This window comes from Mariniflexile fucanivorans, from assembly GCF_004341235.1.
In the GTDB taxonomy this organism is placed as follows: domain Bacteria; phylum Bacteroidota; class Bacteroidia; order Flavobacteriales; family Flavobacteriaceae; genus Mariniflexile; species Mariniflexile fucanivorans.
This window is the reverse complement of the sequence record NZ_SLUP01000002.1, coordinates 547622-564094: the sequence shown is the minus strand read 5'-3', so window position 1 is coordinate 564094 and position 16473 is coordinate 547622. Positions and strand designations below refer to the sequence as shown.

The window sequence follows — 16473 nt, the reverse complement described above, 5'->3', positions numbered from 1 at the left end:
TCAAACATAAAAAATGAAAAAATATATCATGAAATTTAACAATAAAATAAGCCTAAGACTCCTTGTGCTTTTGGTAATGGTACAGGTGAGTTTTGCCCAATCGAAAGGAAAAACTTTAGAAAATAGTCGCCCTAATATCATTTTCGTTATGACGGACGACCAAGGTATGGGTGATTTGTCCTGTATGGGGAACCAAGTTGTAAAAACACCAAATATTGATGAGTTCTACAAGAAATCTACACGTTTTACCGAATATCATGTAAGCCCTACATGCGCCCCAACACGTGCCGCTTTAATGAGTGGACGCCACGAATTTAGGACGGGTGTTACCCATACCATTTTAGAAAGAGAACGAATGGCATTGGATATTTATACCTTGCCACAAGCTTTGCAAGCGGGAGGATACGAAACTGGTATTTTTGGAAAATGGCATTTAGGTGATGCCGATGCGTATCTACCTCAAAACCGAGGATTTGATGAAGTACTAATACATGGCGCTGGTGGCATTGGTCAAGTGAATTTTGGAGATTTTCCTCCCAATAGTGAAAATTTATATTTTGATAATGTGTTATTGCACAACGAAACGATTGTAAAAACAAAAGGTTTTTGTACCGATGTGTTTTTCGATGCGGCATTGGCGTGGACTAAAAAGAAAATAGATTCCAAACAACCGTATTTTACATATATTTCATTAAATGCACCACATGCGCCACTTATAGCTCCTGAAAAATATAAAAAACGATTTTTAGATTTAGGTTATGATGAAGGAACAGCTGGACGGTACGGTATGATTGAAAATATAGATGATAATTTTGGCCGACTAATGAAAAAATTAGAGGAGTGGAAAGCACTTGAAAACACATTGGTAATTTTCACCACCGATAATGGGGCGACACATTTGTCTGGAACCTTGAATGGAGAAAAAATAAAACACTTCAATGCCAATTTAAAAGGTGGGAAAAATTCACCTTATGAAGGCGGAAACCATGTGCCTTTCTTTTGGTATTGGAAAGGTGTACTTTCCGAAGGGAAAGATATCGATCAACTGGCTGCGCACATTGATATTTATCAAACTTTTGTTGAATTAGCTGGGGTAAAACTACCAGAAAAGATGCAACCATTGGAAGGACGATCTTTAGTTCCTTTATTGGAAAATTCGAATATTAAATGGGAAGACCGTTTGATGTTTACTCATTGCGGACGTTGGGCTACAGGTGAAATCGATGAAGCTCAATATAAATCATTTGCAGTAAGAAATCAAAAATGGCGTTTTGTTAACAACAATCAATTGTATGATATAGCTTCAGACCCAGGGGAAACAACAAACGTTTTTGATGCGCATCCAGAGGTTATTTCTACTTTCAAAATTCCTTATGATAATTGGTGGAATGAATCCATTCCTTTAATGGTAAATGAAAACCGTCCGAAAGTGGATGAGCAACCTTTGCATGTTCGATATAGTAAACAATTAAAAGAAAAAGGTATTCCAGATTGGAGTCCTGAATTTAATTAATTTAGAAGGGTCTGTGGGAATTATTCCGTTAAGGTTAGTTGCCATTTACCAATAAACAACGTGAGTTTATATAATGAAAACACTAAAATATATAACAGTTTTAATCTTCATTTTCGCTATTTTTTCTTGTAAAAATACTCCAAAGAATGAAGCAGTAAATGAAAAACCGTTTGATCAAACCACCAATTGGATAGTTTTAGAAAAATCAAACACAACTCAAGAAGCCGATAAATTCACTTGGAAATTTGATGTAAAACATCCTGCCGATTATGTTGTTCAAATGGTGTTCGATAAGTTGCCAACCGATACCGTTTCTGTTGAAGTTGCAGGACAAAAGTTTAAAGAAGTATTACATGCCGATTATAAAATCAATTCCAATAAAATAGTTTCAGAGTTTCAAAAAACAGTTAAATTCTCTAATACAGGAAATCAGATTATTTCAATAGAGACAAAATCAGATTTTAATAAAATAAGAATCATTCCCCATTATAAAAACCCCATGGGCTCCGGAAAGTATGATGAAGAATGGTTGGCAATGCATCAATCACCCGAAAAAAAAGCGGCTTTAAATTGGTTCAAAGAAGCCAAGTTTGGGATGTTCATCCATTGGGGACTGTATTCCCAAGCGGGTGGAATTTGGAATGGTGTGAAAATTAATGATGTGTCTCAGCCAGGGCCAAAAGTAGCTGAATGGTTAATGCACGCATTTCAAATTTCTCGTAACGAGTATAAAGAATTGGCAAAAACCTTTAATCCTGATAAATCTTTCGCGCAAAACATTGCAAAACTAGCTAAAGATGCCGGTATGAAATATGTAGTTATTACCTCAAAACACCACGACGGTTTTGCCTTATTCGATTCAAAATATTCTGAATACGACATGGCAGATGCTACTCCATATAAAGGAGATTTAGTTAAAGAACTGTACGACGCTTGTTTAGCGGAAGAATTGGATTTTGGGGTATATTATTCGCATGGAAACGATTGGATGGATGGTACAGACGGAAACTACGCAAACATTAAAAAAGTAAACGATTCTTTGGGCATTTACACACATCCGTCGGGTAAAAATTTATGGGATCCTAGTCCGAATACACATGCTGAATATTTAGAAAGTAAAGCCTATCCTCAAATAAAGGAATTGATTAGTATGTTACCAGAACTGAAGCTGATTTGGTTTGATGGTGAAGGGTTTATAACCGAAGATCAATCTTTTAAATTCTATAAAATGGTGTATGATTTGAACCCGCATATTTTAGTAAACCGAAGAATAGGTTGGGGGTTTGGTGATTATGAAGATGCGGGCGACAATAAAATTCCATCAGCCAATGAAGTTGTAAACAAATATTGGGAAACCTGTGGTACTACCAATAATTCATGGGGATTCAAATCTTACGACCACGATTGGAAAAGCACCAAGGAAACCCTGTATTATATTGTTGATATTGCTTCAAAAGGTGGGAATTATTTGTTGAATATTGGACCAGACGGAAAGGGTGATGTACCTGTAGAAAGTAAAAATATCTTAAGGGAAGTTGGAACGTGGATGCACACCAATGGCGAAGCTATTTATGGAACAAAAAGATGGAGCATAAGTAGTAGCGAAGGGCAAGAAGAAACTTTGTTGGACGGAACAACCCATAGGGAAGGAAAAGGATTTAAAAAAACATTTACTTCCAATGATTTTTGGTTCACAACTAAAGAAAATAACGTGTATGCTATTTCACTTGTTAAACCTTTGGGGGAAATTACAATTAAGTCTTTCAAAAAAGATATTGGTAAAATTACAGGTGTTAAAATTCTTGGAAATGATAATGAAGTGGAATGGAATCAAAACGAAACCGGACTTAAAGTTAACCTAAAAGGAATAGAAAGTAACGAAAATGGATTTGTTGTTAAAATTGTAATGGCATTGAAGTAATTAATGTGTAAGTTTGAGTTCAAATTAAATTATTTAAAAAGGTTCTTTAACTTTTAAAAAAGTTATTAAAGTAACGCAATAGTGGTAGAATTTTTTGTCTTTTAATTGAATAAAATATTAGTTTTTAATGCAGTATAAAACATGAAAGTAAGGATAATTTATCTGTTAACATTTTTGTACATAAGCTTTAATTATGCGCAAACAAAAAATGTTAGGCTAAGTAATCAACGAATAGAGTCCTTTAAGAGTGAACAAGGGTTTTATCAAAATACCATACATGCAATTACTTCAGATTCAAAAGGTTATTTGTGGATTGGCACCCCAAATGGTTTGGTTAGGTATGATGGATATTCATTTGATTATTATTACCAAAATTATGATGAACCGGAATCTTTAATTAATAACTATGTGTCAAATCTTTTTACCGATTCTAAAGGTCGGTTATGGATTGGAACAAGAGAAGGCTTATGTTTGTATTTAACAGATAAAGAGCAGTTTATACCTATAAAAAAATCTACTAAAAAAGGCCTTTTTATAATAGAAGATTCTAAAAACCGGGTTTGGGTAGCTGGAGATAGTAAAATAGAGGTATATGACTCAGGTAATAATGACTTAGAAAAAGTAGATAAAATTGCTGAAATCAATTTAGAAAAAGAATTGGGAAGAAATGCTATTACAGATTTAGTATTTCACTCAAATAAAGGATTGTTGGTTGCCACCAATAGTAAAGTTTATAAATTAGATTTTAATGAAAACGAAAATTATACTTTCGGAATTTTAGAGCTTCAATTAGACTCGAATATTGTTAACATAAAAAAAATACTTGAGGTTGATAACACATTATGGATTGGAACAAATTCAGGGCTTTATCAAACGTTTCAAGAAAACAGTCGTTTAATTACCATAGGGTCGTATTTTACTTCGGATCAAGAGGATTTTGAGACTTCATATAATATTTTATCATTATATCTGGATAAGGAGAAAAAATTATGGATTGGAACCAGAAAAAATGGTACTTTATATTATGATGTCAGCAAATCGGAATTCATAGCCTTTAAGTTCGATTCCAAATATAACAATGGATTAACGAGTAACCGAGTAAATTGTTTTTTTGAAGATGCTTTTGGTGTTTTATGGATTGGAACAGCCCAAGGAGGGTTGAATAAATTTGATAAAAACCAAAAACCTTTTCAAAATTATTATCATAATCCTTATGATGACGAATCGCTCTCTAGTAATTTAATTACAGATATAACAGAAGCTTCCGACGGGAAAATTTGGATTTCCTTTTTCGAGAGTACCATTTGCAGAACTGAGGAAAAACTAAATATCCAAACAGGAAATCAGATTCATTTTGAGCGGTTCAAAAATCAGTTGAGTAAGTTAAAGAACCAATGGGTCTTACGTATTTATCAAGACCATAAAGGATATTGGTGGATTAGCACCAACGAAGGACTATATGTGTATGATGAAAAAAATGATAACCTAAAAAGTCTACAAATTAAGGTTGAAGGAAAGCTAGTAAATCCCATTTTTTACCGGTTAATTGATCAAATCCAATCCAATCAAATTATAATAGGAGGCTCTCAAGTATTTATATTAAATAATCCTTGGGAAAATATTTTAAGAAACACACCTTTAGAAGCCGAAAAACCATTGTTTGCCATAGGCAACGATAACCAAATTAATGATTATTTAAAAGACGATTTTGGAAATTATTGGTTTATAACCGTTAATGGTGTTTTCAGGGTCGTAAATAAAAACGGTTCTTGGTTAGTAAAAAACCACATAACGTCAACATCATCTAAATTAAAAATTGGCAACAACCGTATTATGTCTATACACAAAAGTGCAAATAAAGATATATGGCTGGGAACATTTGGAGGAGGTTTAACAAGAATTCAATTAAATTTTTCGGGAGAACCTAAAAAAATTAAGAATTACCATAGAAAAGAAGGTCTTCGTGATGAAGCTATATACGGTATATTAGAAGATGATAAAGGGCATCTATGGTTAAGCACCGATATGGGAATTGGCTACTTTGATCCTTTAAAAGAAACATTCGATTTTTATGATGTAAACAACGGTATTTTAAGTAATAATTTTAGGCAATCGGCTTATTTAAAAACAAAAAAAGGGACGATGTTAATGGGAGGTGTTGGCGGTTTAACTATTTTCAACCCAAATCAAATCCATAAAAACGAGATCACCCCAAAAATATTAATCTCTCGATTAAAAATAAACAACCAACCCATTGTAGTTGGAAAAAAAGTTAATAATAAAGTGGTACTAGAACGCTCAATTTCAGATACTAAAACATTAGTTCTTGGGCATAATAGTAGAAATATATCATTGGATATTATTGTACAGCACAGTGCAACTCCAAACAAAAATAAATTAGCTTATAAGTTAGAAGGTGTCAATAAAGATTGGATTGAAGTTGATGCAGGAAAAACAACTGCAACTTACACCAATTTAAGCCCAGGTACCTACAATTTTATATATAAAGGCGCTAACGGCGATGGGGTTTGGACCACAAACATAGAAAATTTCACTATAAAAGTTTTAGCACCATGGTATTTAAGATGGTGGAGTATATCCCTATGGGTGTTTTTGGTAATACTTATTACATATGGGGTTTTTGAGTATTTAGTTAAATTAGAGAAGTTAAACCAAAAACTTAAATTCGAACAATTGGATAAAGAACGGGTTCAGGACATGAATCAAGCCAAATTAAGATTTTTTACCAACATATCCCACGATTTTAAAACACCACTTTCTTTAATTATTGGTCCTCTAGAAAAAATAGCAGAACAAAATATAGATTTAGGAAATCAAAAATACTTTTCTATAATCAAAAATAATATTTCAAGGCTTCAACGTCTTATCGATCAACTTATTTCATATAGAAAAGCCGAAACTGGTCATCTTGAATTAAATTATTCAAAAATTACTTTAGGAAATTTTATTTATCCCTTAATAGAGGCTTTCGAAGAATATTCCGAAAAAACACTCCTAAATTTTTATTATAAAGTTGATGAACCAAACAAGCTTATTTCTTTAGATATTGATAAAACAGAGCGTATAATTTTAAATTTATTTTCTAACGCAGTTAAATATTCCGATTTAAATAGAGAAGTAAGTATTGAAGCAGGCTTTGTATCTGAAAATGACGCCGAATCTCTTTTTATTCAAGTAACAAACACGAGCGAGGGTATTCCTTCAGATAAAATTGATAGAATATTCGATCGTTTTTATAGAGGCGTAGATGATAAAAATGACTGGAGTGGGACAGGCATTGGTTTAGCACTTTGTAAATCGTTGATAGAATTAATGGAAGGCACCATTAAAGTTACAAGTGAAACTAATGAGAAAACAGTTTTTAAAATCACGTTGCCCATTGTAGATAAAGGAGTTTATCTTGAAGATGGGGAGTTGGGTACATATCAAAAATTAGTAACAGATTGGTTGCCTATTGAATTGGAAAGTGTTCAAGTTCAAGCCGTAGACGCATTGCGCCCAACCATATTGGTAATTGATGATGAAAAGGATGTACGCTCTTTTCTGTACGAATCTTTTAAAAATAATTACAATGTTTTGCTTGCTGCAGATGGTGAAGAAGGATTGAGAATATTAAATGAAACCCCGTTACAATTAGTAATTAGTGATGTTATGATGCCAAAATTGAACGGCTATCAGGTTTGTGAAAGAATTAAATCTAGTGCCGAATTTTGTCACATCCCTGTCATACTATTAACGGCTATTGGTGATAATATTAAGGAAATTCAGGGCTTAGAGCTAGGTGCCGATGATTATATCGTGAAGCCGTTTTCAATAAAGTATTTAGAAGTTAGGGTAAAAACACTTATTGAAAACAAACAGCGCATCTTTGAGTATTTCTCCAGAAACAGCTTCTTGCCTAAAGATTCTTTAATAGCATCTGATAAGGACAAGGAATTTTTAGAAAAAATTAATACTTCTATAGATAAAAACATGGCGAATTCTGCTTTTGGTGTTGAAGAGTTGGCTACCGATATTGGTATGAGTACCTCCAACTTTTTCAGGAAACTTAAAGAACTAACCGGTCAAGCCCCTAGCGTTTACCTTAGAAACTTTCGCTTGCAAAAAGCAGCTGAATTATTAAATGCCAATAAAAATTTATCTGCCGCCGATGTTATGTTCGAAATTGGCATAGAGTCAAAGTCCTATTATTCTTCATCATTTAAAAAAATTCACGGATTATCTCCTTCAGAGTTTGTGAAAAAGCATGATTAATTTGAGTTTTATTTTTTATTAAATGGTTTAAATACAGGTGTTTGTTTAGTTTTTTTAGGCTTACTCAAATCATGCAAGCAAAAAGCATGATTTGAGTAAGCCTTTTTTCAAATGTTTGTGCAAATTTGTAGAAACCAAACTAAACTGAAGTCATTAAATTAAGCTTCATCAGTCTAATTTTATTAAATATTATAAGGTTCTTTTTCAATTTTCAAGTTTTTACAATAATTAAAAGTGAATTGTAATGATCTTAAATTGTTTTTTGAATTTAAATGTGCTGCATACCAATTTCAGTACTCAAAAGAATACCTATTTTAATAGTGGGCTTGACTTGAAAATTTTAATACTTCTTCACTAAGGGTGGTTTTAGGTCATCAGTTATTTTAAATAATTTTTCGTTAAGCTTTTTATATGCATAAAAAAGAAAATTTAATATTAGGGATGCTAATAGCAATGCTCTTTTCTTTCCAGCTTTTTTCACAAGAAAAAAAGGAAAAAAGTGAAAGTCAAGGTATGGATGAGATGTGGGGAGAAGCTTCTGTTTCTGATGCCAAAATTAGAGAAGGTAGAGGAAGATTTTTTGATGAGAGCAATTTTGGGATGTTCATCCATTGGGGCCTGTATTCTGAATTGGCTGGAAAATGGGAAGGCAAAACCTATTATGGTATTGGTGAATGGCTCATGAACCCACGAGTAGCCAACATCCCCCCTAAAGAATATATGGAAGTTGCTAAAGACTTCAATCCAACAAAATTTGATGCCAAAGCCATTGCGAAATTAGCAAAAGATGCTGGTATGAAATACATTATCATTACGAGTAAGCATCATGAGGGTTTTGCTATGTTTGATTCTAAAGTTAGCGAATTTGATATTGTTGATGCCTCTCCTTTTGGGCGCGATCCTATGAAAGAATTATCAGCTGCCTGCCACGAGTTAGGATTGGGTTTTGGATTTTATTATTCACATTATCAAGATTGGACGACGCCAGGTGGTGCTGGTGGCCCAGAAAAAAACGCTAATGGTAACGAAGCAGCATTTAAAGATTATTTCTATAACAAATGTAAACCACAGGTAAAGGAAATTTGTTCCAATTATGGCGACATCGATTTTGTATGGTTTGATACGCCGGGAGGTATGCCAAAGGAATATGTAGTTGAATTGGCAGATATGGTTAGAGAATTACAACCTAATACCATGCTTTGTAGTCGAGTTGGTTACGGTTTGGGCGATTACGTAAGCCATGGCGATATGGAGGTGCCACCTGTTAATTTAGACATTTTATGGGAAAGTTGCGATACCAATAACGATTCATGGTCTTATGCTTGGTACGATAACAATTTTAAAAGTCCCAAAGAAATTTTACACAGATTGATTTCTACGGTAGGTAGAGGCGGTACTTATTTATTTAATATTGGACCTAAAGGTGATGGCAGTGTGCCAGAAATAGGCGTGCAGTTTTTAGAAAAAGCAGGTCAATGGATTCAAAAATATCCACAGGTTGTTTATGGAGCGGGAAGTTCTCCTTGGGGGCATGCGTTGCCATGGGGAGATGTTACTACCCAAGGCAATTCTTTATTCCTTTCTGTGTTCGATTGGCCACAAGACGGTAAATTGTATCTACCAGGATTAGAAACTGATATTCTTTCAGCAAATATTGTAGGTGACTCAAATAATTTAAAATTCACAAAGAAAAACAATTGGACCATTTTTGAAGTCCCTTATAAAAAGCCAGATTCGCCTGTTTCTGTCATAGAAGTTAAACTGAAAAATAAAGCTCAGGTTCAACAATCCCATGGGGTTTATCCAAATATTTCAACGTCAATATTAACAGATTTTGCGAAGGTTTCCAATGCCAATAAAGAATCGATAAGATGGATGGAGAAGTTTGGTGAATGGAAAAGAACGATGCAAATAGATAAATGGGAAGAAAACGGAAAAGCTGAATGGGAAGTAAATGTGTTGGAACCAGGTTACTACTATTTAGAATTAAACTATAAAGGTGAAGACCGTTTGGTTTGGAAAACAACAACAGATGAAGGTATAATGGTTCAAAACCAACAAGCAGCTACCGAAAAATACCAGCCCTATCCTATGGGAATTATTGAATTTAAAACCGCAGGAAAACATACAGTAACGGTTTCTTTAGTAGAAGGAAATCCTGAAACGTCTAGTTTAAAAGCAATTATAATGAAACCTATAAATTAAATATAAAATGATAAAAATTTTAGTGAATAATAATATGAATTTTTTAAAAGAAATGAGTAACCTACTCAAGTAAGCTCTCAGAAAAAAACATGATTCTAAAACCACGAAATAGAAATTGCAACAACTAAACCTAATACTAACATTTAAACTAAATTAATTATGAAACAAATTTTAACTGCTTTTATTTTTATGATATCAGTAGCCGTCTTTTCTCAAAACAAGACAATTACAGGTAAAATAACAGATGGCACCGGCCAACCACTCGCTGGTGCAAACATAATTGAAAAGGGGACCTCTAATGGAGCACTGTCTGATTTTGATGGTAATTTTTCCATTAAGGTTGCTGGTCAAAATTCTATTTTAGTAGTTTCTTATATTGGTTTTGTGAACCAACAAATACCTGTTCAAGGTAAAAACACGATAAATATTATTTTGAAAGAAGACCTTGCAGCATTAGACGAGGTCGTAGTAATTGGTTATGGAACCGTGAAGAAAAAAGATTTAGTAGGTTCTGTTTCTGTCGTAGATACTAAAGAAGCTTTTTTGACACCAGTATCTAACCCACAGAATGCGCTTCAAGGTAGAGCATCGGGCGTTCAAGTAACCTCATCTAATGGGTCACCAGGCAGTGCTCCGGAAATTATAATACGTGGTGGTAATTCTATAACAGGGGGAAATGACCCTTTGTATGTAATCGATGGGTTTGTAGGAGCTGATAATATCGCTTCATTAAACCCTAATGATATTGAGTCTATGCAAGTATTAAAAGATGCATCTTCAACAGCCATATATGGTGCTAGGGGAACAAATGGTGTCATCATTATTACAACAAAAAAAGGTAAAATAGGTAAGCCAGTTGTAAACTTTAGAGCCTCTTCTGGTATTCAAACGTTGCCAAAGGAAATTGATGTGCAATCCACTCGTGAACTGGCTACATGGTTTAATAACATTGCTCCAGACCAAACTAATTTACCATTTGATCTAAATGATCTTCCAGCAACTGACACCAATTGGCAAAAGGAGTTGATAAGGGAAGCTGTTTTATCTGATTATCAATTGTCTGTTAGCGGGGGTACTGAAGCAGTAAAATATTATGTATCTGGAGGTGTTCTCACACAAGATGGTATTGTAAAAGGCTCTGGTTTTGATAGGTATAGCTTGCGTTCCAATATTGATTTTAAGTTGTCAAAGACTTTTAAAGCAGGATTAAATTTATCCCTTTCAAGAACGGATAAAGATAATAATGTGGTAAGTTTCACACAGTTGTTAAGAGAAGATCCATCAAAACCTGTTTATGATGATGAGGGAAATTATTGGATTGGTACGAATCCTATTTTAGGAAGCAAAACGGGTCACTTGTTAGCTGATGCTTTATTAGACGATGATACGACTACTTTGGATAAGATTTTTATAAACACTTATATTCAGGGAGATTTCTTTGATAATAAATTAACATGGAAATCTACTTTTGGAGGAGACTTTGTGTATAACAAACGTCACCGCTTTACGCCTTCAACCAATCCTAGTTATATAATGGATGGTAATAAATTGGCTAGAGCAATAATTAATAGATCCAACAATCAAGAATTTTTGAATGAAAACACCCTTAACTATACGGAAACTTTTGGCGACCATTCATTAAATATTTTAGCTGGTGCTTCGTTCCAGACTCAGAATAGCGAAAGTGTTCAGATAACAGCGGCCGATATACCAAGTGATGGTGTAAATGTATATGCCGTTCAATTGGCACCTGCAGAAAGCGTGGGAATAACTTCTGATTATAGTGAAATTCATCAACTTGGTGTTTTTGGTAGAGTTAATTACATATATAAAGATAGATATATTTTCAATGCATCGCTGAGAAGAGATGGTAAGTCAAGCCTAGGAATCAATGAAAAGTACGCAAACTTCCCATCAGCATCAATTGGATGGAAAGTAAAAGAAGAGTCTTTTCTTAAAGATGTAGATGCTATTAATGACCTTAAATTGAGAGTTAATTATGGTAGAACTGGAAATTCAGGTGTGGCTGCATTTAACACAATTGCTAACTATAATATCGATAACAATACAATTATTGTAAATGGAGTCGTGGTTCCAGGCGTAACCCAAGGTGAGATTGCAAAGCCAAATCTTGGATGGGAAATTACCGATCAATATGATGCTGGTCTTGAATTTTCTCTATTTAATAGAAGACTTTCTGCCGAGGTTGATGTTTACTATAAAGAAACGACAGATTTATTGTTAGCTGAAAATACAGTTGATTTTACAGGTGTTACAACGCTATTAACAAATATTGGAGCGGTTAAGAACAGAGGTGTTGATGTAACCTTAAATGGAAAAATAGTTAAAACAGATAATTTTAAATGGGATGTTTCCTTGAGCGTCTCTACTTTTAAAAATGAAGTTTTAGATTTAGGACAGAGTACATTTCTTTCAACTAATAATCTAGGTGCTCCTGCTACGGATGAAGCTAGTAGATTAATGGTAGGCCAGCCTGTTGGTATATTCTGGGGTGCTAAATATTTAGGATTTGACCCTACTACTGGCGATGCCATTTTTGAAGACATAAGTGGTCCTGATGGCGTGCCAGATGGCATATATAGCGAAGAATACGATGATCAAATTATTGGAAATGCCAACCCCGACTTCTTCGGAGGACTACAAACCAATTTTACGTATAAAAATTTCGATTTATCGGCATTCTTTGCATTTAGTGTAGGTAACGAAAACTACAGTGAGGAATTTTTTCGTGTAAATGAAATTAGTGCAAATAGTTTTGCTTCAATCCGTAATAATATGTGGTCTGTAAATAATACCGAAAATGCAAAATACCCTGCTTTTAATAGTGATAATTATGATCTTTCTAGTAGTTTATATGTGCAAGATGCCAGTTATTTACGATTAAGCACCTTACAATTAGGGTATAATTTACCAAAGGATTTAATTAGTGGATTTGATAAACTTAGAGTTTATTTTACGGGTACAAACCTTTTCTTAGTTAAATCTAAAGATTATGTAGGTTTTGATCCAGATGTAAGCACAGGTGTGGCTAACAAACTTCAACGAGGTTTTGATGGTATAGCTTATCCACAAAACAGATCGCTTCTTATTGGAATTGATGTTAGTTTCTAATTTAAATATTAACTATTAAAACTTTAAAAAATGAAAAATAAATATATAACCAAAGTTTTGATGATTGCCATAATTGGTTTAACCATCAGTTGTAATAATTTTTTAGATGAAGATGCAAAAGGTTTATTAACCCCTGAAACATTCTTCAAAAATGAAGCTGAGGCCACTTTAGCCTTAAACAAGTTAAATGAGGAAGTAGGAAATGCAAATTTTCTTTTTTTCTTAGGAACCGATGTGGGTGTTTCAGGTAGAGTAAGCTTAGCTGCTGCACATAAGTTTGGTGCTTACGATTTTGATGTGAGTGATAATCGACTTAAATGGGATACTCAATATAGCACTATTAAAGATGCTAATTTAGTCTTGGCAAGTATAGAGAAATCCTCTTTATCAGATGAGGTAAAAGGAATGGTAACTGCGCAGGCACTTTTCTTTAGAGCATTTCAATATATAAACCTTGCAACTACTTATGGTGATGTACCTTATGTTGTAGATGAGTTGACTAACATTGAAGAAGTTTCCTTAATAGGGCAAACAGAGGATACGGTAATTATTTCAGATATGATTGAGGATTTGAATCAAGCTATCACATCTGGATATTTATCTACAGAAACTTGGGGAGATAATGATGGAAGACCTACAGTTTGGGCTGCACGTATGTTAAAAGCGCATGCTCATATTTGGTTGAAACAATGGGATGAAGCTCGTACAGAACTTATTGAAGTAACTACCAAATCTCCGCATCAATTACATGCTGATTATGCAGATAAGTACAGAGAAGGACATGAAATTCATTCAGAGATTATTTTTGGAAAACAATACCTGCAGGATATATCAGGTAATATAAATACAGTAGCACGCCCTAATCTTGCTGGTGATGCAAAAGCAAAGCCTTCCTTTGCAGAAGTAGGTATCACCAATGGGTCTGCACCTTTTACCTTAAGAAAGAGTTTTGCTAATACTTATGACGATAATGATAAAAGAAAAATTTATAATGTATGGGATCATTATACATTAAATGGTACTACTAAAGTCGTTGAATTCGCATGGACATATATGCCAAAACTTATGAGTGGGCCTGTACCTATTAGTGATCCTTTATTTGCAGAAGAAGACCCTACAAATAATTCAAGTCAACCAAACCGTATATTTTTATTAGCAGATGCCTATTTATTACTTGCTGAAGCAGAGTTTATGATAGATGGAAGTTCTCAAGCAGCACTGGATGCCATTAACGCAATAAGAAAAAGAACAGGTTTACTAGACTACAGCTCTATAACAATTCAAGACATTCGTAATGAACGAGCATGGGAGTTGTGTGGAGAAGGCTATTGGGGCAGAAAAAGAGATCTTATACGATGGGGAATACTAGATTCTACAGTAATTGGCTTGCCAGCTGCTGAATTAGCTGCAGGAGCAACAACAGAAGCTATAAAACGTGCACAAGCTGAGGCAGATATTATTGCTAATGCTCCAGCAGGCAGGTATACACAATATCCAGTACCACTTGATGATCTTATTCAAAGTCAAACTATTGGTGGCGCTTTAAAGCAAAATCCTTTATGGGTGGATTAATTGAAATAGATTCTTAAAATAATCAATAACTCTATAATTATGAATAAATGCGTTGCACATTAAAGGGTACAACGCATTTATTTTATTAGTTGTCCCCATTTTTAAAGTTTTTATTAGTGTTGGCAAACTATTTTAAGTGAGAAATTATTGAATAAAATCAATTGTTTTGTTCAGAAATTAATATTGATTTTTTAAGTATGAACTAATATTTTTTAAATAATGAAAAAACTGCATTTAGTTACAATAATTATATTCATATACCATTCTGTAATTTTTAGTCAAACTAAGAACAATATTGAACCCAATTGGGAATCTATGGTAGCAAACTATCACGTTCCAGAATGGTTAGTCGATGGTAAATTAGGCGTGTGGTTTCATTGGGGTATTCCTTCAGCTGTTGATGAAGATCGCCCACTTGATGGGTCTTGGTATGGTAGGAATATGTATGGAGGTGGAAAAAAAATGGCGCAAGTATTATCAGAGTGGCATATTAAACGCTACGGACCATTGAAGGAGTTTGGATACGAAAAACTGATTCCTTTGTTTAAAGGGGAGAATTGGGATCCAGATGCCTTGGTTGCCTTTGTTAAGGATAATGGAGCCCGTTTTATTATGCCTGTAGCAACACATCATGATAATTTTGACATGTATGATTCTTCACATCCATGGAATTCTGTGGATATGGGACCGCATCGAGATGTTCTAGGGGAATGGAAAAAAGCCGCTTCGAAGCATGGAATTAAATTTGGAATTTCAACACATCTTTATTGGTCTCCAGGTTGGTGGGTTACTGCTCGAAAATATCAAAAAGAAGGCACTTTAGAATGGAAGCTTTTTAACATGGATTACGACCCAAAAGAGTTTGCATCACAAGACAGTTGGAACGAACACTGGTATGCACGTTGCTGGGAGATTATTGAAAAATACGATCCAGATATGTTCAACAACGATGCTCCTTTTCCTAAAATAGGACCGGGCAAAGGACTTGGTGTAAAACTTTTTTCTGATTACTTAAATCGAGATTTAAAAGAAAATAATGGCAAGCAAACAGTCGTGCTTTCGTTAAAAGATCCCACAGTAGATAGATCTGCTTTTACCTATAATTTAGAAAGAGGCGGCGCAGGAGAAATTAAGCCAGAACCTTGGTTATGGGCAACAGATCTTTCAGGAGATTGGTTTTATAATAAAAATTCCATTAATAAGATGAGTGTTCCAGTGATGGTTAGCAATGCTGTGGATGCCATAAGTAAAAACGGTGTTGTGATGCTGAATATCGGACTTCGTGGTGATGGAACTATACCAGAAAAACAAATTGGCTACCTGACTGCTTTTGGCGATTTTCTTAAAATTAATGGAGAGGGTATTTATGGCTCACGTCCTTGGAAAATTTTTGGTGAAGGACCTTTAGAGGTTAAGGACGGACGTCAAGGTGAAAATCATAACGATTATACTCAAGAAGATATTCGTTTTACAACGAAGGATGGTTTTCTTTATGCATTTGTACTGGCTTCACCTCAAAAAGATATTGTCATAAAAACACTCAACGATGGCGGAATTCTTGATGGTAAGATTGAACAAATTGAATTAATGGGAAGTAAAGAAAAACTTAATTGGAAACGCACTAATGAATCGTTAACTATTACGTTACCAAAAACATTGCCAGGTAAAATTGTCAACGGATTTAAAATAACTACTAAATAGTCAAAAAGTAGTCTTAGGTTTCAAAATTTAATGGCCAATAATAGTTCCGAACCAATTAGGATTGCGTGAGTGTTCTGGTGTTTTAATGTAGCATGTACTCAGGTAATTCAAGTATATCGTTAATCCCAAAATTCAATCAATTAGAAGAAGTATT

Annotated in this window: 7 protein-coding genes; all 7 read left to right on the top strand. The window is 34.1% G+C overall.

Annotated elements, in window-relative coordinates:
* Positions 1-13 precede the first annotated feature (13 nt).
* The 7 genes from EV196_RS05865 to EV196_RS05835 all read left to right on the top strand — a co-directional run bounded on the left by EV196_RS05865 (position 14) and on the right by EV196_RS05835 (position 16319).
* Complete coding sequence (locus EV196_RS05865) at positions 14-1513, top strand: arylsulfatase (protein ID WP_207902820.1); 1500 nt, start codon at positions 14-16, stop codon at positions 1511-1513.
* 73 nt (positions 1514-1586) lie between these two features.
* Entirely contained in the window at positions 1587-3434 is a 1848-nt protein-coding gene (locus EV196_RS05860) for an alpha-L-fucosidase (protein ID WP_132216042.1), read from the top strand.
* Between the two features lie 141 nt (positions 3435-3575).
* Entirely contained in the window at positions 3576-7709 is a 4134-nt protein-coding gene (locus tag EV196_RS05855; RefSeq protein ID WP_132216039.1) for a hybrid sensor histidine kinase/response regulator transcription factor, read from the top strand.
* Between the two features lie 411 nt (positions 7710-8120).
* Entirely contained in the window at positions 8121-9914 is a 1794-nt protein-coding gene (locus EV196_RS05850; RefSeq protein ID WP_207902819.1) for an alpha-L-fucosidase, read from the top strand.
* A gap of 159 nt (positions 9915-10073) precedes the next feature.
* Positions 10074-13046 (top strand): SusC/RagA family TonB-linked outer membrane protein, encoded by a 2973-nt coding sequence (locus tag EV196_RS05845; protein WP_132216036.1) that lies wholly within the window; start codon positions 10074-10076, stop codon positions 13044-13046.
* A 30-nt stretch (positions 13047-13076) separates the two neighbouring features.
* Positions 13077-14618 carry a RagB/SusD family nutrient uptake outer membrane protein gene (locus EV196_RS05840; RefSeq protein ID WP_132216033.1) on the top strand — a complete coding sequence of 514 codons (1542 nt, stop codon included), beginning with the start codon at positions 13077-13079 and terminating at the stop codon, positions 14616-14618.
* 219 nt (positions 14619-14837) lie between these two features.
* The gene (locus EV196_RS05835; RefSeq protein WP_132216030.1) at positions 14838-16319 is read left to right on the top strand and encodes an alpha-L-fucosidase; all 1482 of its coding nucleotides are present in this window, start codon (positions 14838-14840) and stop codon (positions 16317-16319) included.
* The last annotated feature ends 154 nt before the right edge of the window (positions 16320-16473 follow it).